Source organism: Mesorhizobium sp. WSM2561 (assembly GCF_000513915.1).
Classification (GTDB): Bacteria; Pseudomonadota; Alphaproteobacteria; order Rhizobiales; family Rhizobiaceae; genus Mesorhizobium; species Mesorhizobium muleiense.
Window position 1 is genome coordinate 21,449 of record NZ_AZUX01000024.1, and the last position, 23,706, is coordinate 45,154.

Here is a 23,706-nt window from a genome sequence, read left to right on the forward strand (position 1 = left end):
GATTAGGCCAGGCCGCGGCGGGGCGGCGGGCCGCTTGCCGGCGCGTTCTCAACTCAAGGCGCCGGGTTGAACTGGAGCAATTTGAAACAATCGCCGCTTCCCGACTTCAACTGCGTCAGGAAGCGTTTCGACCGGTCGATCCATTCCTGGTGCGACCTGGCATCGGCTTCGATCTCGTCGACCGGTCCAAGCTTGACGAAGCTGCGCCCCTTGCTGAAAAGCCAGCACGCACGGCCGAGAAGTCTCCGGCTGCGCTGGCGCAAGAGGTCGGCATCATAAAAGATGTCGAGCACCTCCTGTTTGATCTTTGCCTCCTTTTCAGGATTTGCAATCGCAACCGCGATTGGCTCTCCGCCGATCGCATCCTGAAGGTCCTTGTAGTCGAGGGCGAGCTGAGTGGTGGCATATTTGATCTCGCTCTCATCCTGGACGATGTTGAACCACAGCATGGGATCGAGTTCGTTGACGACGAACGATGCTTCGAAATCGCGCGACAGGTTCAGGATCTCGAACGTTTGAACTTCAACGTCGCGCTCAACCAAAAGGATCTCGGCGACCTGCTTGCCGAGTTCCGCCCCATGCGCGCTGATCGCGGCGTTGGTCCCGCCGAGTTCCGGACTGGTATAGGGTCCGCCATCATCCAGCAGCGCATCGAATTCGCCCAGGTATTCGACGACGGCAGCCCCGCGAGCAATGCGCGCGGCCAGTTTGGCAAGAACCAGCTGGAGCTCCGTTTCGCGTTTGCGCTGGTCCTGATAATTCTGCTGAAAAAAGAAGATGAACAGAGAAACGCCAATTCCGATCAGGATGACGCCGAGCTGGGAAAAGATGTTGCGGTAATATTCCAGCAACTTTTCACGATGGCGCATGTCGTGGCGCACGCTGTGCGCCACACGAGCATTGACGATCAGCGAAAGGATCAGCAGCCCGGCACCGACCAGGATGAGGCCGCCGATGAGGAAATAGCCTTGCCCTGAACTGAAATCCATTCTTTTGCCCGCGTCCCTGAAGCCCCGACGGCGCAGACTAATACCATTCCGTTTCAATACCTACGTCTTCGTAGCGGCTGCTCGTTCGCTATCACCCCTGCATCTTCATGTGATTTGAAGGGGCCAAGGGTGCGTCTACCGCGACCGTCGACGTTCACTTTAATATACGGCGACCCGTCCATCTCGTCGACGTCGATCGTTGTCTGCGGACGCTTCGGCAATGAGATGGCACCACTTCTGTTTGCCCAAGGTGAGAGAGCATTCGCGGCACTCGGGCAAAATGCGGCATACCAAGGTGCAGCGTGCCGAACGACCTCCCGAAGCGCGCTCGCCTAATACTTTAGTTGTAATATCTCGCCTGTTTGATATCGTGACGGCGGGAGGAATTCAAATGGCAGTGGAGTGCACATCCGCGCCCCAGATGGGCGTCTTTTCAACCATTGAACTGGATCTCTTGAGGGGTGTGGTTCGGGAAATTTTGCGGTCCGGCGAAGCGGAGCTTGACAACGAGGACGCCGAATTAATCGCGCGCGTGGTCATCGCAACCTACAAGGACGGCGCCTCGGGTCGCGAGGAATTGCTTGAAGCCGCCCGGATTGCCGCCAGGCGCTGCGCTCTCGACCATTTTTACGATCGAGCAGTCGGCTTGTTCGCATGAGATTTCGCATCTGACGCAATTCAGGGCGGAGTTACTCGTTCGTGCTCCGCTGGCAGTTCGCGCACCGGGCGCGGCGGCCCAGCCTTCACCCACTACCCTTCGCCGCCCCAAACCTCAGCCCGTCCATCAGCAGCGAGACCAGCCGGCGGGAGCGGTCGCGCCAGTCCTTGGTATCGGGCGCCGAATAGATGCCGCCCAGCGCATGCAGCACGTCGGAGGCGTCGACATCGCTGCGGATCGAGCCGTCGGCCACCGCCGCTTCGATCAGCTGCCGCAAGGCGAGTGTCACCCGGCCGGACATGTCTGAGAACAGGGTTGAATTGGTGTTGAGCAGGATACGCAGGCTTGTCGCCAGGCCGCGCTTGGTGGCGATGTAGTCGACGAAGCGCTGCATCCACTGTTCGAGCGCGGTATCAGGCGGATGGTGAAGGGCGAGCTCGTCGGCAGCCGCGCACAGGCTTTCCACTTCGCGCCGGTAGACCACTTCGACCAGATGCTCGCGCGTTGGAAAGTGCCGGTAGAGTGTGCCGATGCCGACACCGGCCTGGCGCGCGATCTCCTCTAGCGAGGCATCGACGCCATGCGCGGCAAAGGCCACCGCGGCGGCCTCGACCAGCTCATCGCGGTTGCGCTGCGCATCGGCGCGCAGCGGTTTCGCCGCTGTCGCGTCGGACTTGTCTTTGGCGTTTGCGGGCGGCGGCGAAGCCAATTTTTTCTCCACTGCGAATACGGGGCTTGAACCCGACGGGTTCAGCTCCCACGTAATAAACGGAGGCGCCTCCGTTTTAGTGGAGCACCATCATCATATAATCAGGGGAACCGGTATGTCACCTCCTTCCAGCCTGCAAGCCGATGACAGCGCAATCTCCCCTCGGCCTTCGCCCTTTCAGACCTAGCCATAAGATGACCTTGCCGCTCGCCGGCCGGGCACCAGATCACCCCCTCCGCGTCAAGCAACTGGAGCCAGACGCCCCATGACAAGCAAAACCCGAATTTCCATCCAACTTCAAATCAACGGACATCGCCATAAACTGGAGGTCGAGCCGCGCGTCACGCTGCTCGATGCCTTGCGCGACCATCTCGGCCTGACCGGAACTAAGAAAGGCTGCGACCAGGGCCAGTGCGGCGCCTGCACCGTGCATGTCGACGGCCAGCGCGTGCTGGCCTGCCTGACGCTTGCCGCCCAAGCCGAGGGCAGGACGGTCACATCAATCGAAGGGCTTGCCGAGGGCGACGGCACGCTGCACGCCGTACAGGCCGCCTTCCTCGAACAGGACGCCTTCCAGTGCGGCTACTGCACGCCGGGACAGATCATGTCGGCTGTCGCTTGCATCCGCGAGGGCCATGCCGGTTCGGATGACGAGATCCGCGAATATATGGCCGGCAATCTTTGCCGCTGCGGCGCCTATCCGCACATTGTCGCCGCCGTGCGCCAGGCGGCACTGGAGGTTGCGTCATCCATGGAGACCGCATCATGAGGGACTTTTCGTATCTGCGCGCCAATTCCATCGATGCGGCACGCCAGGCGGCGGCGCTGCCCAGCGCGATGCTGCTCGCCGGCGGCACGACGCTCATCGATCTCGCCAAATGCGGCGTCGCCGAACCCGAAACCGTGGTCGACATCACCCATCTCAACGGACTGGATGGGATCACGGTCGACGACCGGGGCGCCACGATCGGCGCGCTGGCAAGGATGAGCAGCGTCGCCGACCATGCCGACATCAAGAGCCGGTTCCCCGCCGTCTCGGAAGCGCTGTGGCAGGCGGCTTCGGCGCAGCTGCGCAACATGGCGACCATCGGCGGCAATCTGATGCAGCGCACGCGCTGTCCGTATTTCCGCGATCCGGCGAATTTTCCCGCCTGCAACAAGCGCACGCCCGGCAGCGGCTGTTCGGCGATCGGCGGCGTCACCCGCGGCCATGCCGTGCTCGGCACCAGCGAAGCCTGCATCGCCACCTATCCGGGCGATCTGGCGACGGCGCTGGTCGCCTTCGACGCGACAGTCCATCTCGGCGACCGCCAGATCGCAGCCGACGACTTTTTCCTGCTGCCGGGAACCACGCCCGACAGGGAACATGCGATCGAGCCAGGCGAGATGATCACCGCGATCAGCATTCCTGCTTCCGCCGCCGCAGGACGTTCGACCTATCTGAAGGTCCGCGACCGGCAATCTTACGAATTCGCCGCTGCAAGTGCCGCCGTCGGCATCGAGTTCGAGGCCGACGGAAGGACGATCCGGGACCTGCGCGTGGCGCTGGGCGGTGTCGCCACCAAGCCGTGGCGCGTACGGGCGGTGGAAGAGGCGCTGAAAGGCAAGGTGCTGAAGGCTGATATCGCCAAGCAAGCCAGCCTGCTCGCCATCGAAGGCGCCGTCGACCACGGCGCCAACCATTACAAGATCGAACTGGCGCCGCGCGTCGTCGCCCGCGCCATTCTCAAAATGGGAGAAACGGCATGACCGTTCACGAGATCAGAACCAGACATGGTGATTCGAAGAGGGGCGACGCATCGGACGGGGCCGTCTTCGCAGAGGCAGTGGGCGGGCGGCTGTCGCGCGTCGATGGCCCGGCCAAGATCACCGGTGCCGCAAAATACGCAGTCGAGCAGCAGCTCGAAGGGCTCAACCATGCTGTTCTCGTCGAGAGCACGATTGCCGCCGGCAAGGTGCGTTCGATCGACACGGCCGCTGCTCAAGCGTCGCCGGGCGTGCTTCTGGTGCTGACGCCGGACAATGCGCTGCGCCTCAACACCGCGACGGACTGGCTGGGCACGCCGCCGCCCGATGTTCCTTATTGCCCGCTGGCGCGCGACATCACCTTCAGCGGCCAGCATGTCGCGGCGGTGGTGGCCGAGAGTTTCGAACAGGCGGTCGCGGCGGCGGCACTGGTCAAGATCAGCTATGACGAGACGCCGGCAATCGTCGATCTCGACGATCCGAAGGCCGGCGACGGCATTCCGATCGACACACTGACCAAGGAATGGGGCGATGCGCAGGCGGCTTTCGCCACCGCCCCGGTGCGGATCTGCGCCGCCTACAACACGCCGCGCGAATACCAGACGCCGATGGAACCGCATGGCCTGATCGCGCACTGGCGGGGCGACCGGCTGACGGTGTGGGAGCCCAGCCAATGGCTCGACGGCATGGCGCGGACCTATGCCGAATGGTTCGGTGTGCCGTTCGAGAATGTGCGCCTTGTCTCGCCCTATATCGGCGGCGGCTTCGGCTCCAAGGCGTTCGCCTACGGCTACGGCGCGGTGGCGGCGATGGCGGCGAAAATGCTGGGACGGCCGGTGAAGCTCGCGGTCACCAGACCGCAGACCTTCACCGCCTATGGCGGACGGGCGGCGACACGGCAAACGGTGGCGCTCGGTGCCGACGCCGAGGGACGGATCCAGTCGATCGTGCACCGCGGCGTCAACGAGACTTCGGTCGACGGCATGTGGGTCGAGCCGCTCGGCTCGGTCACCTCGATCATGTATGCGACGCCGAATTTTTCGTCGCGGCAGAATGTCGTGCGGGTGAATACGGTGGTGCCGGGCGCGCTGCGCGCGCCGGGCGAGAACCCGAGCGCCTTCGGCATCGAAAGCGCGATCGACGAGCTCGCCTATGAGGTCGGCATCGATCCGCTGGAAATCCGGCTCAGGAACTACGCCGAGCAGGATCCGGAGGCGAAAAAGCCGTGGTCGACACGGCAGCTGCGCGAGGCTTTCGCCGCGGGAGCTGAGGCCTTCGGCTGGTCGAAACGTGCACCAGAGCCGCGCTCGATGCGCGACGGCAACCAACTGATCGGCTGGGGCGCTGCCGCCGGCACCTATCCGGTGCGGCGCGCCTATGGCGAGGCGATGGTGCGCATTCTCGCCGACGGCTCGGTCGAGGTCGAAAGTTCAAGCATCGATATGGGGCAGGGCACCTACACGATCCTGGCGCAGACCGCCGCCGAAGTGGTGGGCGTGCCGGCTGAGAACGTCGTGGTGAAGCTGGGTGACTCACGCTATGGCCGCGCCGGCGTCACCGGCGGTTCGCGGCTGGCCGGCGTGATGACGGGCGCGGTGCACAAGGCGGCGACTGCCGCGCTCGACCAACTGGTTGGGCTGGCGATCAGCGATCCAAATTCGCCGTTCCATGCGCTGCAGGCCAACACGCTGGTCGTCGCCAATGGCCGCATCGCCTCGCCGCGCGGCGGCGGCCCTGAGGTCTCGATCGCCGAGCTGCTCGGCAGCGTCGGACGCAGCCAAATCGAGGCGATGGGCGATACCACGCCGGCCCATTGGACGGCGGAGGATCGCTACAAAAATAATACGACCATCGCGATGGCGCTGTCGCATACCGAAGGCGACTATTCCCGCCACAGCTGGTGCGCGCATTTCATCGAGGTGCTCGTCGACGAGGACTTCGGCACGGTTCGCGTGTCACGCGTGGTGTCGGCGCTGGATTCGGGCCGGCTCTACAATCCCAAGCTTGCCGAAAGCCAGTGGAAGGGCGGCATCATCATGGGCATCGGCCAGGCGCTGCTGGAGGAAGGCATAGTCGACCGCCGCCACGGCCGCATCGTCAACAACAATCTGGCCGACTATCTCATCGCGACCAATGCCGACATTCCCGACATCGAGGTGATCTCGGTCGGCATCCCCGACCCGCACTCCTCGGCGCTCGGCGGCAAGGGAGTGGGCGAACTCGGCATAGTCGGCGTGGCGCCAGCGATCGCCAATGCGGTGTTCCACGCCACCGGCAAAAGGGTGCGGGATCTGCCGATCACGCTGGAGAAGCTGATCTAGGGGGTCCGAGCCGGAAATGCCGGGGGCGAAGCTGCCAATCTCTTCCCTCGTAGGGGAGATGGCCGGCAGGCCAGAGGGGGGCGTGAAGGATCGCCAACGTTTGGTTCCTGTGACCGGTCGAATACCCGCAACAGCCCAGATTGCGATCTGACAGGCCGGCGGGACAGCGCCCCCCTCTGTCCTGCCGGACATCTCCCCCACTTGGGGGGAGATTACGCTCTCATTGGCTTTCGCCAATCTTCAACGTTGCAGGATCGTCACGCCGGTGCTGGCAGATCAGAACTTGTAGCTAAGGCCGACCCGGATGTCGTGCGTCTGGAGATCGACGTCCGCGATCGTGTTAACACCATCTGCTATCGAGAGATCCTGATTGCCGAAGTCGGAGTAGCGATATTCGACGCGAGCCAGCCACTTATCGGTGAAGGCGTGCTCAATGCCGGCTCCAACCGTCCAGCCAATATGGGTTTCGTCGTGGATCGGTATGTTGCCTTGGGGGGTGCCGGTGATCAAAATCGTTTCATACTTCGCCGCGGCCACGCCTGCAGTGATGTAAGGCAAAGTCCGATCGAAGGCATAGCCAGCCCGCAGCCGCGCCGAACCCGACCACTTGATTTCGCTCTTAAGCAAACCGCTGGAGAAGGTCGTCAGCCCATCCACGTCATTGTACGAAATGTCGGCCTCGGCACCGAGCACGAAGCGGTTCGCCATTTCTTGATTGAACCCGATGTGGATGCCACCGATAAAACCGTCGGGATCCAGGGGCCTGGTAACGCCGGGGTTGGCGATGAAAAAATCGGAGGTTCCGGCTGCGTAACCGACGTGAACGCCAGCATAAAGGCCGGACCAACTGTAGGCGGCGTCAACAGGCAAAACCTCATTGATGTCCGCCGCCGACGCCATGCCGACAGGCGCGAGAATGAAGGCTGTAGCGAGAAGAATCGTTTTCATTGTTTGTTTGCTGCCCCAAAAGGTGTTGCGTTCCCCGCCGCGGAAAAGCTCCGTGGTGATCCAGGTGTTGTGGAGACGCCGGTGTTGCATTGTCCGCCGACCGCGTCTTGGGCAGGACCGCACCCGAATTGTCCTGGAACGCACCGCAGCACTTTCCCGGTCAGTGTGGCTGTTCGGCCTCAGTCGACCGAGGTGACGGCCGATCTCCCGACTTGGGGATTGGCCGTCATCGAGGGGAGATTGGCAGCTTCAGCGGGCTCACCATTATCCGGCCGGCGCGAGGGGCGTGCCTATGTCCGAGATGAGTTTAACGAGATCCGCTTGGCGCCTCGTGCCGGTTTTGGCGAAGATGCGGTTGAGGTGGGTCTTCAAAGTGTTTTCACCGATACCGAGGGACAAAGCGGTCTTGGACGCATTCAATCCGCTGCCAACCCGCAGGAGGACGCGCGCCTCTGCAGGCGTAAGGTCGAATAGCGTGGTGAGAACGGCCTCCGGGAGCGGCGAAGAGGACGTCGTGGTCGACACAAAGACGGCGGCGCATGCGGGCCGAAAAACCGCGCGCGCGGTTCCTTCGGTCAACGGCAAGACATACGCGACGGCCGGCGGTTGACCAGGGCCTGAAACAGGCAGCCCTATGCCGCGGGAGCCAAGTGAAGCATCCGCGCCCGCGGCACTGGCGATTGCTTCCAGCAGAGCGCGGGCTACCCCGGGGTTCTGCGCCTGGACCAGGCCGTTCCTGGAAAAGATAGGACCCTGCACGGAAAACATCTGATCGGCAGCCGCATTCGCATACAGGATTGCTCCGTTGGCGCCAGTAAGAACAATAGGCACAGCCAGATAGTCGAGCGCCTCGCGATAAAGACTGGCGGTCACGCGGGCCTGATCGAGCAGGTCCCCAATCAGGGAAGCGCGGCGCAGATGCGGCGATAGCAATGCCAGGAAACGCTGATCTTCAACTGATATAGTCCCCCTGCTGGCCCGCGTAGTGCAGCCCAGGAGACCGATCCGGTCTGCCGTATGAACGAATTTGGTGATGCAAGCCTCGCGCAATCCCTGCGGTTTGGCCCAATTCTGAAAAAAAGGCGTTTGCTGGAGTTCGGCTTCACTCATATGCGACAGCGTCGTAACGGGCGTGTCCATGTCGCCAACGACTGCTGCCTTCAGCCCGGGAATACCATCAAAGTCATAGTCCTCCTGGAGCGTGCGCATTTGCATGGGATCCCAGGGCGATTGAGCGGTGAAGCGGCCATGATTGTCGGCGGTGCTGGCAAGCGCGATGGTGGTATAGGCCGCGTCGACGGCCTGTGTGATCCGGGTCATTACATCAGCCCAGCCTGCCGGATTCAAAACGCAATCGTAGATATCACCGATGATCGAACTCAGTGCTTCGCTGCTCAGCCTCTCCACCACGCCTCCTATCCCCTTACATGCCCCGATCCAGCGTCGGAGGATTTCACGGCGTCACACTTTTGGGTGACGCCACGTGTGGTTGAGCTCGATTAAGGGTTCAATTCGATCCGTTGAACGCCAAGCGGTTTGTCGCTGCTTATTCCTCGAATGGAAAGCAGCGCGTTCGATTTTTTGAAATTGCGGATGTTTATCGGAGTGCCGCATTGTCGCAAAAGACGGTGTTTTCGTCGGCTCAGTTGCCCTCGCATCTAAGCGAACGTGATCGATTTTCCCTCTGGCAAGACATCCATGTCGCGGAGATATGGTCGGTCGAATACGGCATATCCGAAAATCTGCCTTTCGAGGCCACCATCGAAGCCGCGGCCATCGGCCCCGTGGTTCTTGGGCAGATGTCCGGAACGATCAAGCATGCGACGAGGAAGGCGAGCAACATCGCCGATGACGACAATGACGGCTACCTTCTGCTGATCAACGAGGCCGACACCGTACTGGCCGGAGCCCAAGTCGGCCGAGACTATGATGTCGGCCAGGGAGAAGCGGCCCTGGTCACAGCGGCAGAGCCTCTGAAAATGATCGGCAGCGACAAGAACGTATGGATGAACGTGGTGATCCCGCGTGCCATCCTCGCGCATGCCTTCCCGCGCATCGATGACAGGTTGGCGCTGAAGATCGACAGTCAAAACGAAGCCCTGGGGCTGCTCAAGCGTTACTGCCGGTTTCTCGAAGCCGGCGATCCTCTCGTCGCCCCGGACCTGATAACCCATGCCACGGAAACGATCGTCGATCTGATCGGCCTGGCGACCGGAGCAAAAGGCGAGGCGGCGGAATTGGCCGGCTTGCGCGGTTTGCGCGCGGCGAGGTTGCAGGGTGTTTTGGCGAAGATCGCGGACAATTTTGCCAACCCTGGCATTTCGGCGCAGCGCGTGGCCGAAGAACTCGGCCTGTCGTCTCGCTATATCCATGATCTTCTTCAGGAAACCGGTATCAGCTTTGCCGAGCGCGTGCTCGAACTGCGTTTGCAAAGAGCACACAAAATGCTCTCGCAGCGACGCAACGACGGCATGCGGGTCAGCGAAATTGCCCTGATAAGCGGATTCAGCGACGTATCGTATTTCAATCGCTGCTTCCGTCGTCGCTTCGGCTATACGCCAACGGGCGTCAGATAGGAGCCGGACGCCGGCCCATCGGTGAACTCACGTCTCCTCGCCGGGCTGCTTGATGAAATGGCCGAGCAGATCCATCGGCACCGGAAACACGACCGTCGACGAGCGCTCACCGGCGATGTCATGCAGCGCCTCGAAATAACGCAGCTGCATGGCCTGCGGTGTCCCGGCCAGCATCTTGCCGGCCTCGACGAGTTTTGCCGCCGCCTGCTGTTCGCCGTCGGCATTGATCACTTTGGCACGCCGCAGCCGTTCGGCCTCGGCCTGCTTGGCGATGGCGCGGACCATGTTCTCGTTGAGGTCGACATGCTTGATCTCGACATCGGAGACCTTGATGCCCCAGGCATCGGTCCGCTGATCGAGGATCTCCTGGATATCGCTGTTGAGCTTGTCACGTTCGGCCAGCATTTCATCGAGCTCATGCTTGCCGAGCACCGAGCGCAATGTGGTCTGCGCCAGCTGGTTGGTCGCGGTCATGAAGTCCTCGACCTGGATCACCGCCCGCTCAGCGTCGACGATACGAAAATACAGCACCGCGTTCACCTTCACCGAGACGTTGTCGCGCGAGATCACGTCCTGCGGCGGAATATCCTGGACGACCACCCGCAGATCGACCTTCACCATCTGCTGCACGAAGGGGATGAGGATGATCAGGCCGGGCCCCTTGACCCCGGTGAAGCGGCCGAGCGTGAAGACCACGCCACGCTGATATTCCCTCAGGATGCGAATGGCCGCGGACAGGAACATGACCACGACGAGCGCTGCCACCAGATAGGCCACATAACCGATGATCATTGCCTTGCTCCATCGCTTCCCGCATTGCGACGCCGTATCGTCAGCACGAGACCCCTGACGTCAGCCACCTCGACGCTGTCGCCCACTGCAATAGGTTCGTCGGCTTTCGCTCGCCAGCGCTCGCCTCGGGCCAGCACGTGGCCCTCGCTGCCCTCCCAGTCGAGGACCTTGGCCGGCAGCCCTTGCATGGCCTGTGCGCCAACACGCGGAACGTGCTTGCGGGCCGCCCAGAGATAGCTGCCGGTCAGCAGCGCCAGGCCGAGCGTCAGGACGGCTGCGGTGCCGATGACGGCCCACGACATCTCGAAGCCGGGTCCCTCGATCCTGAGCAGCATGGCAGCGCCCAGCAGAAACGCAGCCACGCCTCCCAGCCCCAGGACCACTGTGGGATTGAAGACCTCGACGACGAGGAAGATGATGCCAAGCAGCATCAAGGCAAGGCCGGCATAGCTGATCGGCAGGAGATTGAGCGCATAGAGCCCGAGCAGCAGGCAGATCGTGCCGATCACGCCGGGCGCGACCGCGCCCGGGCTCGTGAACTCGAAGACGAGACCATAAACGCCGATCAGCATCAGGATCACGGCGACGTTCGGGTCGGTGATGACGGCGAGAAGCCGGATGAGCCAGCCGGGCTCCAGCGTTTCAACCGGCAGCCCTTTGGTCGCCAACACCTCTTTCCTGCCGGCTATTTCCACTGTCCGGCGGTCAGCCAGCTGGAGCAGTTCGGTCGTGTCGCGGGCGACGAAATCGACGACACGCTCCTGCAGCGCCGCGTTGGCCGACAGGCTGGCCGCCTCGCGCACGGCCTTCTCACCCCAATCGGCATTGCGCCCGCGCAGTTCAGCCAGACTGCGGATCAGGGCAACCGCGTCGTTCGTCGCCTTGGCGATCATCGCATCGCCCGCCGGCGCTCTGGTGCCGTTCTTCTGGTCCTTGCCGGCTTCCGGACCATCGTTCTTGTCGTCGCTGCCGGGAAAGGACGGCATTGGCCCGCCCATCTCGATTGGCGTTGCCGCGCCCAGATTGGTGCCGGGCGCCATCGCCGCCACATGGGTCGCGTAGAGGATGTAGGTTCCGGCGCTCGCGGCATGCCCGCCGGCTGGCGCGACATAGCCGATGACGGGAACCGGTGAGGCGAGGATGTCGGCGATGATCTCGCGCATGCTGGTGACCAACCCGCCGGGCGTGTTCATCTGCAGGATGAGAACCTCGGCGTTGCGCTCTGCGGCCACCGTCAGCGCTTCCTCGAACTGCATGGCACTCGCCGGACCGATGGCGCCGTCTATCTCGACGCGCAGCGCAATCCTCTCCTGACCGTCCGCTTCTCCGGTTGCGAGAGAAGAACAAACAGCCACAGCGGCTAAAACAGCCGCGGCGAACAGGGCCACACGCGCGAGTTTCACGCTCAAAGCTCCCTATCAGGGATATGGGCCCGATTTTGCCGAAATCCATGCTGCGTGGCGGCGATTAAGCAGCGGCGCAGTGGCGATTGGCCAGCTTCAACTCGGTGCGCAACCCATCGGCAGGAAACGGGTGGTTTGCGCGCGCTGTTTCATCCATCTCTGAGGGCAGAAGAAGCCAGAGGAGGCAGAGCCATGACCATTCATTTGACAGGTTCGAAGGCAGCGGCTCGATCGGCCGAAGCGCGCGTCGCCGGATATGACTGGCAGGCATTGGCCGAGGAACTGAGCGGCTATGGCTGCGCGGTGATGGAAAAGCTGCTGACGTCAGAAGAATGCCGGGAGATCGCCGGGCTCTATCCCGACGAAAGCCATTTCCGCAGCCATGTCCACATGGCGCGGCACGGCTTCGGCAAGGGCGAGTACCGCTACTTCCGCTATCCCTTGCCAGAGTTGATCGGCGGCTTGCGCACCGCGCTCTATCCGCGCCTTGCCGCCGTCGCCAACGACTGGAACGAGCGCATGGGCATCGCCCAGCGCTACCCGGACGAACACGCCGCGTTCCTCAAGCAATGCCACGAGCAGGGCCAGACGCGGCCGACGCCGCTCCTGCTGCAATATGGTGCCGGCGACTTCAACTGCCTGCATCAGGATCTCTACGGTGATCTTGCCTTCCCGCTGCAGGTGGCAATCCTGCTGTCCGAACCCGGCGAGGACTTCACCGGCGGCGAGTTCGTGCTGACCGAACAGCGCCCGCGCATGCAGAGCCGCGCCGAGGTGGTGTCGCTGCGCCAGGGCGATGCCGTCGCCTTCGCGGTCCACAATCGTCCGGTCCAGGGCAGCAAAGGCAGCTACCGCGTCAATCTCAGGCACGGCGTCAGCCGGCTTCGCTCCGGCCTGCGCCACACCGTCGGCATCATCTTCCACGACGCGAAATAGGGGCTGTCCCTGCGTGGAGGCGACCAGCAACTTCGTGCCAAGGGGGTCAGTTGTCGGAGTCGGCGCCGGCCCTCATCGCCCTGCCGGTGTCCTCTCCCCCGTATAGTGACGGGGAGAAGGGACTGGTCGCGCCGTGGCGGATATTCTGCAACGCTGGTGATTGGCGAAACCATCGATGAGAGCGCCCCCTCTCCCCGTCACTATACGGGGAGAGGATGCCGGCAGGCAGGTGAGGGGCAGCGCAAAGCTGAAGCGATTCGCTGCCGAACAATTCTTCAGGCAACCGCGGCAATCGCGGAAAAATAAAAATCTCGCTCACAAAGATCTTTGTCATCCAATCGTTAACCAAGGTTCATACGGTGAGCGGTGTTGTTTCTCTGCCGGCGTTCGTTCGCCGGGCGGATGACTGTTGATATCTGCCAAGACTGAAAACTAGCTATTTGTTCGCGCGTCGGGGATCGCCATGATGTTTCCAGCAAGCTTTGCGTCACTACGGCGCAAATCGGCGAAGATAAGCGGCGCCGTCACGCTTGCTGTTGGCTTGATGATCGGGGCCGCTGCACAGGCCGAGCCTATTCGCGGCGCCGGATCGACACTGGCCGCCCCGATCATCGGCAAATGGGCAACGGCCTACGAGAACGCCCGCGCCGACGGCGGCGACTATGTCTCGCCCGACTGGAAGGTCGACTATGAAATCGTCGGCTCGCTCGCCGGCGTCCTGCGTCTCGATCAGCCGGACATCGACTTTGCCGCGACGGATGCGCCGATCAATGGCGCCGAACTCAAGAAGGCCGGCCGCCAGCAGTTTCCGATCGTCATGGGCGCCATCGCCGTCGTCGTCAATCTCGACCGCATTGGCCCGGGAAGCCTTCGCCTGACGGGGCCGCTGCTGGCCGACATCTATCTGGGCAAGATCCAGTCATGGTCCGATCCCGCGATCAAGGCGGTGAATCCGGATCTGACGCTGCCCGATCTCAGGATCAGCGTTGTTCACCGCAAGGATGGCTCCGGCTCGACCTTTGTCTTCACCGAGTACCTGTCGGCGGTCAGCGGGGAGTGGAAGGCCAAATACGGCGCCAATACACTGATCTCGTGGCCGCTCGGCACTGACGCGGAAGGCACCCAGAACCTCATTCAAGCCGTGCACGACACGAAGGGCGCGATTGCCTATGCCGAATCCGGCCAGGCCCAGCGCGCCAACCTTGTCTACGCGCTGATCGAGAACAAATCCGGCAAGTTCGTCAAGCCGGGGCCGGAGGGCGTGCAGGCTGCGGCGACGTCCATCGACTGGGCGCAAACGACCGACTTCTTCGCCTCGCTGACCGATCGAGACGGCGATGCCGCCTATCCGATCAGCACGGCGGTGTTCGCGGTCGTTCAGGTCTCGGGCCGTTCGGAACATCGCTATCGCCGCGTGCACGACCTCTTCCGGCTCGCCTTCGCGCACGGCGCTGATGACGCCGCCGCGCTCGGCTACGTGCCGCTGCCGAAGGCACTGGTCGCCCGGATCGAGCAATACTGGGCAGGGCAGGAGCCCGTCGCAAACTGAGCGGAAGAACCAGGCTGCTGCTTGGCGCAGCGCCTGAACTGAAATTCATATCGCGCCGTGATGGCGGCTTGTTGGGGACTGCGTGACATGGACATCGATATCTTCAAGGACATCCTCGTGCCGGTGATCGGCGGGTTGGGCATCTTCATGCTCGGCCTCGACTTCATGGCCAACGGCATCCAGGCGCTGTCGGTCAACCGGATGCGCGCCTTTCTCGCCAAGGCCGCCGGAACGCCGATCAAGGGCGTGCTGGCAGGAACGCTGATCACCGGCGTCATCCAGTCGTCGACGGCGATGAGCGTCATGGTCGTCGGCCTGGTCAATGCCGGCGTCATTGCGCTTCGACCGGCGATCAGCGTGATCATGGGCGCCAATATCGGCACCACGCTCGGCAACGGCCTCATCGCGCTGCCGCTCGGTCCGCTCGGGCTGATCCTGGCCGGGGTGTTCTCGCTGATCTACTGCTTTGCCAAAAGCGAGAAGGTCAAGAACATAGCGCTTGCCGGCATGGGCTTCGCGCTGATCTTCTATGGCCTCAACCTGATGACCGGCGGCCTGCGCCCGTTGCGCAACCTGCCCGAAGTCATGGCCCTGCTGCAAACCCTGACGGCCGACTCCTACCTCAACCTGCTCAAATGCGTGTTCATCGCCGCCGGCGTGACCGCCATGATCCATTCGTCCTCGGCGACGATCGGCATCGTCATGGGCCTTGGCGCCGCCGGCATTCTCGACTGGACGACAGCCGTCGCCTTCTCGCTCGGCGCCGATCTCGGCACCACGATCACCTCGTGGATGGCTTCGCTCAATCTTTCGAAAAACGCCAGGCGCACCGCTTACGCGCACATCTCGTTCAACATCATCGGCGTGTGCATCACCATCCCGCTGTTCTTCGTCTCCATGCAGGTCCTGGAATGGGCGATGCAGTTCTTCGGCGGCGATCCCGCCATTCCGGTGATCGTCGACGGCAAGGAGACCTTTCCCCTGGTGCCGGTCGCGGTCGGTCTTTACTCGACTTTCTTCAACGTCTTCAACACGCTGTTGCTGTTTCCGTTCATCGGGGTGTTCGAGCGGGTCCTGTCGCGTGTCGGTCACACGGATGCCGAGGACACGGAAGATTTCTCGACGCCGCGGTTCCTCGACCGCAAGCTGGCCGGCGATTTCGCCAAGGCCGTTCCCGCCGTCCAGCAGGAGACGGCCCGCCATCTGCAAGCCGGCGCCATGTTCCTCGACATCGCCCGTTCGTCGAAGAAGGCGCCGTCGGATCCGGGCGAGCACTATCTCGCAACCGATATCCTCAGCCGCGATATCCGTGCCTACACCGCCGAATTGATGAAGGAGGATTTGCCCTACGACCAGCTCGACCTGATCGCCAGCCTGATCGAGGAAGCCGACTTCACCGCCGCCCTGACGGAATCGATGCATCAGGTGGCGCGCCGCGTCAGGCGCGAGAAGTTCAGCAGTCCGGCGCAGGCCATCGTCGACGTCGCGCTGAGCAAGCTCGATGCCTCGCTGCGGCAGATCTTGCCGACTTACGGCATCTCCGATCCGAAGGTGCCGGCCGGACATGCCAATCTGCCGGAGGTTGAGGAACTGCGTGCCCGCACGCTGGCGCTCGGACCCAATGCAGGCGCCGCCGAACGCGGCACGATCCTGGCGATGCTCGGGTCGATCGAGCGCGCGGAAATCCTGATCCAGCGCATCGATGCCGAGCGCAAATCGGTCAACCGGCAAAGCGTGCTCGCCCGGGCGTCGGCACGCAAGGAATCCAGGCCGCACGCGCTGGGCGATCCCGGCCTCAGCCCGGTCCCGGCCGAGTAGCGGGGCGCCGATCTTCCTTCTCCCCTTGTGGGAGAAGGTGGCCTCGCAAAGCGAGATCGGATGAGGGGTGTTCCAGCTTGGCGCCGACGGCGATCCTTCCAACACCCCGTCTCAACCGTCTTGGCGCTACGCGCCAATCCACCTTCTCCCACAAGGGGAGAAGGGAGCGCTTCGGCGCCTTCGCTCAGGCGGCAAACAGCGCCAGCTCTTCCTTCGTGAGGTGGCGGGCCTTGCCCTTGGCGAGGTCGCCGAGCGGCAAGCGGCCGATCGCCACCCGCACCAGGCGAAGCACCTCGACATCGTGCGCGCCGAGCAGCCGGCGGATGTGGCGGTTGCGGCCCTCGTCGAGGGTGATTTCCAGCCAGGCGGTGCTGGCGCCGCTGCGCAGGATGTCGATCGACCGCGCCGTCAAATTTTGGCCATCGACCGTGGCGCCGGCGCGCAGCCGCGCCAGCAGGGCCGCGTCGGGCAGGGCGCCGATCTGCACGTGATAGATCTTGGCGACGTGCGAGGCGGGGTCGAGCAGGCGCTGGGCGAAACGGGTGTCGTTGGTCATCAAAAGCAGGCCCTCGCTGGCCTTGTCGAGGCGGCCGACCGGCGACACGAAGGGCAGGTCGAGTTCTGCCAGGCAGTCGTAGACGGTGCCGCGGTCCTGCGGGTCGTCGCGGGTGGTGACCAGGCCGCGCGGCTTGTTGATCATCAGGTAGACCTTGCGCTCGGCGACGACGCGGCTGCCGTCGACCTCGATGCGATCGCGGCCGGGATCGACGCGCAGCGAGCCGTTGCGCACGATTTTGCCGGCGACCCGGACGCGCCCTTCGGCGACCAGAATTTCCGCCTGCTTGCGCGAGCACAGGCCAAGCTTTGACAGCGCACGGCAAAGGCTGACGCCGGGGGAACTGACGCCTGGGTTGGGCCGGCCGGCGTTCGGCCGTGGCGCCATGGTTTTGCGGGATCGTTCCGGCAAGTCAGGTCTTTCCCGCCAGCCCATCTCCAGCCCTGGCAAGCGTTTCCATGCCTTCGCTGAGGTGCCTTTTCAGGACGCGGACGGCTGCCTCGGCGTCGCGGTGGCGGCAGGTCGTCAAAAGGTCGCGGTGCTCCGACTGCGAGCGGCTGCGATCGTCGAGGTTGGACAGGAGAATGCGGACGTAGCGATCGGCCGCATTGTGATGGGCTTCGATGAGGCCGAGCAGCCGGACATTGCCGCAGGCGCTGTAAATGGCGAGGTGAAAGGCACGGTTCAGCGTTCCCCGGCGGCCGACATTCGGCTCGGCATCGATCTGGTTGAGCACATGACCGGCCTCGTCGAGCTTCTCATTGCCAAGCTTCGGGATCGAGAGCCGCAGCGCTTCGCTTTCGAGCAGTGCGCGGACCGCAAAGATCTCCCTGATCTCGGCCGCGTCCATCCCGGCGACATGCGCGCCCTTGGTCGGATGGATCGACACGATGCCTTCGGCTTCGAGCTGGCGAAGCGCGTCGCGGACCGGCATGCGGCTGAAGCCGAAGCGCTCGGCCAGGTCGTCCTGACGCAGCGGCGTGCCGGCCGCCAGGCTGCCGTCGGCGATCGATTCGCGCAGCACATTCGCCACCTGCTCGGCCACCGTCAGCGGTCGCTGCATGAAACCTTCGGCAAGTCCGCGCAATCGATTCTCCAGTCAGGTGAGCCTTGCTAACAGAAAGCCACCCGTGTGGATATCTGTATCCTCGTATACGAGTATCCGGAAGTGTGAGCTAGGGCGCCTTCGTTGCGACCGAGCGCCTCGGACATTCTGGCAAAGGTCAGCGGGACAGAGCGGCGCCGTAGAGCGCCAACATCGCGAGCCCCGCACGCCGCTTCGCTGGCCTCCGACGTGGTGCCTAGCTGATCGCCGGGGGCGCCACGATCTTCAGTTTGCCCTGGGCTCGTCCTCGACAACGAAAGATGCGGCAATCAGGTCGTCGGCATCGATCCGCAGGGAGCCTTCACCTGCTCCCATGACAGCGGCTACCTTCTGAAAAATTTTCATCTCGTGCTCGGTAATCCGGGCGCTCCGCATCCTGGCTTTGAGATCAGCGATGCGCAGCCCCAATGTGTGGGACGTTCCAATTTCACGGTTCGACATGACAACATGCTCCTCCCCGACCCATGCTTTTTGCCTCCCCACCGGTATTCGCCCGTCGCCTATCATGTTTGCCCAAAAATAAGGCATCGCGAATACAGCGCCCCGAACGCTGGTGCGAGGGGAAGGTTCCGGCGCAACATGGTCACGAAATAATACGGGCCGCCGCCGCCGGCGGGTGACCCGCAGGAGGTGGCTGGCCGTCATTCTTCGATTTGTGACGGACTCGCCGGCAAGGTGAGCTCAAAAGAAGATTTGACTGGATCCTCCCGGGGAGGATACAAACAGGCATGTCCGAAGGCATCCATCGTTCGCATCCGGCTATCGTGAAGCGTCTGAAGCGCGCGCAAGGCCATCTTGCGGCGGTGCTGTCGATGTTCGAGGCGCATCGTCCTTGCGTTGACCTGGCGCAGCAGCTCCACGCCGTGGAGAGCGCCATCAGCAGCGCAAAGCGCGAACTGATCCACGATCATATCGAGCATTGCCTGACGGACACCGCGGAAGCCGGCGGCAACTCGCTGGCGGAACTCAAGCAACTGGCGAAATATTTGTGAGCCGTCAAATGCCTGTGCTCGGCGCGCGCATCCTCGACTGGTTCGGGTTCGGGCCGCGCGATCACGCCGCGCATGGGCATGGCCATCACGATCATGTGAGCGGGTCGCATAGCCACGGGGTCATCGATGCGACCATTGCGACGACCGACCGAGGCATATGGGCGATAAAATGGTCGTTCGTCATCCTGGCAATCACGGCGGCGATGCAGATGGTCGTGGTCGCGCTGTCGGGCAGCGTGGCGCTGCTGGCCGACACGGTCCACAACATCGGTGACGCCACCACCGCCATTCCGCTGTGGATCGCCTTCCTGCTGGCCCGGCGCAAGCCGTCGCCGACCTTCACCTATGGCCTGGGCCGGGTCGAGGACCTGGCCGGGATCATCATCGTCGGGATCATCCTGTTCAGCGCCATCGTCGCCGGTTACCAGGCCATCGACCGTTTGATCAATCCACGCGTGGTGACGCATCTGGGCTGGCTGGCGGCGGCTGGCATTGTCGGCTTTCTCGGCAACGAGGCCGTCGCGGTGTTCCGCATCCGCGTCGGCCGCGAAATCAACAGCGCCGCACTGATTGCCGACGGCTACCACGCCCGCACCGACGGCCTGACCAGCCTTGCCGTGGTCCTCGGAGCGTTCGGCGTCTGGCTCGGCTTTGCGCTGGCCGACCCGATCGTCGGCCTGCTCATCACGCTTGCGATCTTCGGCATCGTCTGGCAGTCGGCGCGCTCGGTTCTGACCCGCATGCTCGACGGCGTGGAGCCTGATGTCATCGGCGACATCCACCATGCCGCCGCGCATGTGCCGGCAGCGCGCATTGTCGAGGCCAAGGCGCGGTGGATCGGTCACAGGCTGCACGCCGACATTGCCATCGCCGTCGAAGAAAGCCTGCCGGTCAGCGAAGCGAAAAAGATCACCGCAGCGCTGGAGCACCAGCTGTTCGAGCACATGCCGGCGCTTGCGGTGGCGAATATAAGATTGGCGAGCGCGGATGCCGATCATCGCCATGAACATGCTCACGGCGAGCACGGCAGCTACTAACGGTCGCTCCGACCGGCTCGTTTCTGTTACCCTCAGCTGATGTTCCAAATTCTTGTCGAGTTGCAACGAACGATCTATCTGGCGGTCGGCGAGCAAATCAAACTGCTCTCGGCGGGAGGCGACTGGCTGGCGTTCATGGGTTTCCTGCCGATGGGCGTCGTCTTCGGGGCTGCGCATGCGCTGACGCCTGGCCACAGCAAGGCGGTGCTGGCAACATATCTTGCGGGCTCGGATGCAAAGGTTTCGCGCGGCCTTCTCGCATCGATAATTCTGTCCTTCACCCATGTGACGATTGCCGTTCTGATTGCGGTTCTCTCGCTGCCGCTGGTTTCCATCGCCTTGGGCAGCGTCGGTCCTCTCCGCTTTTGGAGGATATCAGTCGTGCGCTGCTCGGCCTGATCGGTGTCTGGATGCTCTGGCGCGCTTTGAGCCGCGGCCACCACCACAAGCATGAGGGCGAGGCAGTCGGCGTCATGGCAGGTCTGATCCCGTGCCCGCTGACGCTGTTCGTGATGACCTTCGCGATGTCCAGAGGCGTTCCCGGCGCCGGCGTGCTGTTCGCTGTCACCATGATGGCCGGCGTGGCGCTGACGCTGTCCTGCGTCGCGGTGTTGTCGATCCTGTTTCGGCAACGTCTGGTGGGTTTCATCGCCGGCAAGCCACTCGAAACCATTTCCCGAACCATCGAAGGCGCTGCCGGGCTGGCGCTTGCGGGCGTTGCCGTATGGCAGATCATGGTCGCCGCCTGATCTTGCTCAAGGGCGAGATCGAGTTGCACACCGATCGGCGCGCGCCGGGCCGACGACCTGAGCCGCTCTACTTCGACGAGGCATGCCAGTTCAGCCCTCCGACCCCCCGATCGAAATGACGGTTGAGTCGTCACGTGCTATCCTGCGCCCGGAGGTGAACAGGGCGCATCGTTCCACATGGTGCGTGCGGGGCGCGCGCCAAAACGGGAGCAGAACCCATGAAAGGCGAAGATAGGATCATTGAACGTCTTAACGAAGCGCTGTTTCTGGAACTCGGTGCCGTCAATCAATTTTGGCTGCATTATCGCCTGTTGGAGGACTGGGGCTACTTCAAACTGGCGAAGAAGGAGCGCGAGGAATCTATCGAGGAAATGCACCATGCGGACCGGATTATCGAACGGACCATCTTCCTCGAAGGGCACCCAAACCTGCAGGCGGTGGCGCCGCTTCGCATCGGGCAGAATGTGAAGGAAGTGCTGGATTCGGACCTCGCCGGCGAATACGACGCGCGCACTTCTTACAAGAAATCACGCGAGATTTGCCAGGAACTGGGTGACTACGTGACCATGCACCTGTTCGAGGATCTGCTCAAAGACGAGGAGGGCCACATCAACTTTCTCGAGACCCAGCTCGATCTGCTCGCCTCGATCGGCGAAGAGAGATACGGCCTCCTCAATGCCGCTCCCGGGGATGAGGCAGAGTAGTATTGGGAAAGCCACGCGGCGGAAATACTGCGCGACAGGTTTGAGGATTCCGCAGCCACGGCGCATCAGGTGAACGGCACCCAAGGCTCGACGTGACGCCTCCAAGCTCTGTGCCGTTCGCCGGTATCCTGCGGACGACGCAAGCACTTGTCCAACCGTTGCAGAACTCCAGTTCGCCATTGGCGAGATCTGCTGCGTGAAAGATGTTGAGACCGCCGCGTCTTAGTCCATTATCCCCGGGTCCATTATCTCTGGCTCGTGCAACGCGTGACCCGAGCGCCAAGCGTGGCCGGAAACCGGATTGGGAAGATGCCTCAGGCGCCACTTATCGCAACCCTTGTCGCCGGCCTCGGACTCGCCTTCATTCTCGGCACGTTGGCGAACCGACTTCGCCTGTCGCCACTGGTCGGCTACCTCGTCGCTGGAGTCTTGATTGGTCCGTTCACGCCCGGCTTCGTTGCCGACCAGGCGCTGGCGCGCCAACTCGCCGAACTCGGCGTGATCCTGCTGATGTTTGGCATAGGGCTGCATTTTTCGCTGAACGATCTGCTGTCGGTAAGAAAGATCGCGCTTCCTGGCGCTGTCGGTCAAATGGCGCTGGTGACTATGCTCGGGCTCCTCGTGACGCAGGCGATCGGCTGGCCGATCGGAGCCGGAGTGGTGTTTGGGCTGGCCCTGTCGGTTGCAAGCACAGTCGTGGTTCTACGGGCGCTGCAGGAAATGCGGCAGGTCGAAACCGATGGCGGACGCATCGCAGTCGGCTGGCTGGTCGTAGAGGACCTCGCCATGGTCCTCGCGCTCGTGCTGTTGCCGGCCTTCGCCGGCGTGCTCGGTGGCAATGTCAACGGGGCAAACCTTAACGGCAATGACCTGTTCACATTGTTTGAGCCGCAGACCATCTGGAGCGCGCTCGGGCTTACGCTGGGCAAATTGGCGGCTTTCTTCGCGATCATGGTTGTCGTCGGGCGACGTGTCATTCCGCCGATACTCCACTACGTTGCTCACACTGGCTCGCGAGAGCTTTTCCGTTTGGCCGTGCTGGCAATTGCCCTTGGTGTCGCTTTCGGGGCAGCCGAGCTGTTTGGCGTCTCGTTCGCTCTTGGGGCGTTTTTCGCAGGAATGATCCTTGCCGAATCCCAGTTGAGCCAAAGGGCCGCTCAGGAAACGCTGCCGCTGCGCGACGCATTCGCCGTGCTTTTCTTCGTCTCCGTCGGCATGCTGTTCAACCCGATGATCTTGGTCGAGCAGCCGCTGCTCGTCGGCGTGACATTTCTGATCATCGTCATCGGCAATGCCACGGCCGCATCGGCAATCGCATTGATGTTCGGCTATCCGTCCTACGTGGCCCTGACACTCGGCCTGAGCCTGGCACAGATCGGCGAGTTCTCCTTCATCCTGGCGGGACTGGGTGTCGAACTCGCGCTTCTCCCAGAGGCTGGACGTGACCTGGTGCTTGCCGGAGCCATCCTTTCGATCCTCGTCAACCCGCTGCTATTTGCGGCGTTGGATCGGCTGACGCCGTGGCTGAAAGCACGAGAGCGAACCATTGCCACGCAAGAAGGCAGAGCCGAACCGCCCGAACTCGCGGCTACCAGCCTGACAGACCACGCGGTGCTTGTCGGCCATGGACGGGTCGGAAGCCTGGTCGCAGAGACGTTGCAAAAGGCAAGGCAGCCTTACCTGGTGATCGAGGAACGACAAGTGATAGTAGAACAGCTGCGCGCCCGCGGCGTTGATGTCATTGCGGGAAATGCCGCCCAGCCGGGACTGCTTGAGGCGGCCAACGTTGCCTCGGCCCGGTGGTTGATCAGCGCCATTCCCAATCCGTTCGAGAGCGGCAATCTCATCGAGCAAGCCCATGCCATCAATCCAAAGCTCGAGATCATCGCCCGTGCGCATTCCGATGCCGAAGTGGATTACCTGAAGAAGTTCGGCGCCGATCTGATCATCATGGGCGAGCGGGAGATCGCGCCCGGCATCTCGGATCACATTCTGAGCCGGATCGATGCCCCAGCCGCCCCGGTCGCAGACCAGAGCCAAGACGCGCGCCAGGTCGACTCAAAACCGATGGCCGGGTGATGGCGGCAGGTGCGCGAACAGTATCTCCAGCTTCTTCCG

The 23,706-nt window shown here is 62.9% G+C and carries 22 protein-coding genes and 1 pseudogene; 14 read left to right on the plus strand and 9 right to left on the minus strand.

Annotated features, from left to right (window positions below):
- Positions 1-53: 53 nt before the first annotated feature.
- Positions 54-989, minus strand: a complete 936-nt coding sequence (locus tag M727_RS0120550; RefSeq protein ID WP_027154243.1) for a hypothetical protein — start codon at positions 987-989, stop codon at positions 54-56.
- 280 nt (positions 990-1,269) lie between these two features.
- Here M727_RS0120550 and M727_RS41620 point away from each other — a divergent pair, with 280 nt between their 5' ends.
- On the plus strand, positions 1,270-1,647 hold the full coding sequence (locus M727_RS41620; protein ID WP_156941569.1) for a hypothetical protein: 378 nt from the start codon (positions 1,270-1,272) through the stop codon (positions 1,645-1,647).
- 85 nt (positions 1,648-1,732) lie between these two features.
- On the opposite strand, the gene M727_RS0120560 is transcribed toward M727_RS41620, so the two are convergent.
- The gene (locus M727_RS0120560) at positions 1,733-2,356 is read right to left on the minus strand and encodes a TetR/AcrR family transcriptional regulator (RefSeq protein WP_036262870.1); all 624 of its coding nucleotides are present in this window, start codon (positions 2,354-2,356) and stop codon (positions 1,733-1,735) included.
- Between the two features lie 265 nt (positions 2,357-2,621).
- Between M727_RS0120560 and M727_RS0120565 the strand changes: the two genes are divergently transcribed.
- From M727_RS0120565 to M727_RS0120575, 3 genes are read left to right on the plus strand one after another with little or no spacing between them, the layout of a single operon-like run.
- Positions 2,622-3,125, plus strand: coding sequence for a (2Fe-2S)-binding protein (locus tag M727_RS0120565; protein WP_027154246.1), 504 nt, complete (start codon positions 2,622-2,624; stop codon positions 3,123-3,125).
- Positions 3,122-4,105 (plus strand): xanthine dehydrogenase family protein subunit M, encoded by a 984-nt coding sequence (locus tag M727_RS0120570; protein ID WP_027154247.1) that lies wholly within the window; start codon positions 3,122-3,124, stop codon positions 4,103-4,105. Before M727_RS0120565 ends, M727_RS0120570 begins: the two co-directional genes overlap by 4 nt.
- A complete protein-coding gene (locus tag M727_RS0120575; protein ID WP_027154248.1) occupies positions 4,102-6,423 on the plus strand; it encodes a xanthine dehydrogenase family protein molybdopterin-binding subunit in 2,322 nt (773 codons plus the stop codon). The genes M727_RS0120570 and M727_RS0120575 overlap by 4 nt, the downstream gene beginning before the upstream one ends.
- A gap of 276 nt (positions 6,424-6,699) precedes the next feature.
- Here the strand turns inward: M727_RS0120575 and M727_RS0120580 are convergent, their stop codons facing one another.
- Positions 6,700-7,371: an outer membrane protein gene (locus M727_RS0120580; RefSeq protein WP_027154249.1), complete on the minus strand. Its 672-nt coding sequence runs from the start codon at positions 7,369-7,371 to the stop codon at positions 6,700-6,702.
- 264 nt (positions 7,372-7,635) lie between these two features.
- Positions 7,636-8,781, minus strand: coding sequence for a LuxR family transcriptional regulator (locus M727_RS0120585; RefSeq protein ID WP_245268712.1), 1,146 nt, complete (start codon positions 8,779-8,781; stop codon positions 7,636-7,638).
- A gap of 110 nt (positions 8,782-8,891) precedes the next feature.
- Between M727_RS0120585 and M727_RS0120590 the strand changes: the two genes are divergently transcribed.
- Complete coding sequence (locus M727_RS0120590) at positions 8,892-9,947, plus strand: AraC family transcriptional regulator (RefSeq protein WP_245268713.1); 1,056 nt, start codon at positions 8,892-8,894, stop codon at positions 9,945-9,947.
- 27 nt (positions 9,948-9,974) lie between these two features.
- On the opposite strand, the gene M727_RS0120595 is transcribed toward M727_RS0120590, so the two are convergent.
- Both M727_RS0120595 and M727_RS0120600 read right to left on the minus strand, forming a co-directional pair.
- Complete coding sequence (locus tag M727_RS0120595) at positions 9,975-10,739, minus strand: slipin family protein (RefSeq protein ID WP_027154252.1); 765 nt, start codon at positions 10,737-10,739, stop codon at positions 9,975-9,977.
- A complete protein-coding gene (locus M727_RS0120600) occupies positions 10,736-12,142 on the minus strand; it encodes a nodulation protein NfeD (protein ID WP_027154253.1) in 1,407 nt (468 codons plus the stop codon). The genes M727_RS0120595 and M727_RS0120600 overlap by 4 nt, the downstream gene beginning before the upstream one ends.
- A 192-nt stretch (positions 12,143-12,334) precedes the next feature.
- Between M727_RS0120600 and M727_RS0120605 the strand changes: the two genes are divergently transcribed.
- The 3 genes from M727_RS0120605 to M727_RS0120620 all read left to right on the plus strand — a co-directional run bounded on the left by M727_RS0120605 (position 12,335) and on the right by M727_RS0120620 (position 16,445).
- Entirely contained in the window at positions 12,335-13,078 is a 744-nt protein-coding gene (locus tag M727_RS0120605; RefSeq protein ID WP_036262853.1) for a 2OG-Fe(II) oxygenase, read from the plus strand.
- A gap of 463 nt (positions 13,079-13,541) precedes the next feature.
- A complete protein-coding gene (gene pstS / locus M727_RS0120615) occupies positions 13,542-14,627 on the plus strand; it encodes a phosphate ABC transporter substrate-binding protein PstS (RefSeq protein ID WP_245268714.1) in 1,086 nt (361 codons plus the stop codon).
- 87 nt (positions 14,628-14,714) lie between these two features.
- On the plus strand, positions 14,715-16,445 hold the full coding sequence (locus tag M727_RS0120620) for a Na/Pi symporter (RefSeq protein ID WP_027154257.1): 1,731 nt from the start codon (positions 14,715-14,717) through the stop codon (positions 16,443-16,445).
- 184 nt (positions 16,446-16,629) lie between these two features.
- Here M727_RS0120620 and M727_RS0120625 read toward each other — a convergent pair whose 3' ends face one another.
- From M727_RS0120625 to M727_RS0120635, 3 genes are all read right to left on the minus strand, one after another.
- The gene (locus M727_RS0120625; RefSeq protein WP_027154258.1) at positions 16,630-17,388 is read right to left on the minus strand and encodes a pseudouridine synthase; all 759 of its coding nucleotides are present in this window, start codon (positions 17,386-17,388) and stop codon (positions 16,630-16,632) included.
- A 25-nt stretch (positions 17,389-17,413) separates the two neighbouring features.
- Positions 17,414-18,088 carry a GntR family transcriptional regulator gene (locus tag M727_RS0120630; protein ID WP_027154259.1) on the minus strand — a complete coding sequence of 225 codons (675 nt, stop codon included), beginning with the start codon at positions 18,086-18,088 and terminating at the stop codon, positions 17,414-17,416.
- A 243-nt stretch (positions 18,089-18,331) separates the two neighbouring features.
- Complete coding sequence (locus M727_RS0120635; protein ID WP_023799088.1) at positions 18,332-18,547, minus strand: hypothetical protein; 216 nt, start codon at positions 18,545-18,547, stop codon at positions 18,332-18,334.
- Positions 18,548-18,834: 287 nt separating this feature from the next.
- Here M727_RS0120635 and M727_RS0120640 point away from each other — a divergent pair, with 287 nt between their 5' ends.
- From M727_RS0120640 to ybaL, 6 genes and pseudogenes are all read left to right on the plus strand, one after another.
- The gene (locus tag M727_RS0120640; RefSeq protein ID WP_027154260.1) at positions 18,835-19,098 is read left to right on the plus strand and encodes a metal-sensing transcriptional repressor; all 264 of its coding nucleotides are present in this window, start codon (positions 18,835-18,837) and stop codon (positions 19,096-19,098) included.
- Positions 19,099-19,106: 8 nt separating this feature from the next.
- A pseudogene (locus M727_RS41630) lies at positions 19,107-20,093 on the plus strand (cation diffusion facilitator family transporter); the annotation flags it as partial.
- Positions 20,094-20,174: 81 nt separating this feature from the next.
- A complete protein-coding gene (locus M727_RS44010; RefSeq protein ID WP_348627174.1) occupies positions 20,175-20,534 on the plus strand; it encodes a hypothetical protein in 360 nt (119 codons plus the stop codon).
- On the plus strand, positions 20,501-20,884 hold the full coding sequence (locus tag M727_RS44015; RefSeq protein ID WP_348627175.1) for a sulfite exporter TauE/SafE family protein: 384 nt from the start codon (positions 20,501-20,503) through the stop codon (positions 20,882-20,884). The genes M727_RS44010 and M727_RS44015 overlap by 34 nt, the downstream gene beginning before the upstream one ends.
- A gap of 218 nt (positions 20,885-21,102) precedes the next feature.
- Positions 21,103-21,588, plus strand: coding sequence for a bacterioferritin (gene bfr / locus M727_RS36920; protein WP_036262856.1), 486 nt, complete (start codon positions 21,103-21,105; stop codon positions 21,586-21,588).
- 309 nt (positions 21,589-21,897) lie between these two features.
- Positions 21,898-23,667, plus strand: a complete 1,770-nt coding sequence (gene ybaL, locus M727_RS0120670) for a YbaL family putative K(+) efflux transporter (RefSeq protein ID WP_027154263.1) — start codon at positions 21,898-21,900, stop codon at positions 23,665-23,667.
- Positions 23,668-23,706 lie beyond the last annotated feature (39 nt).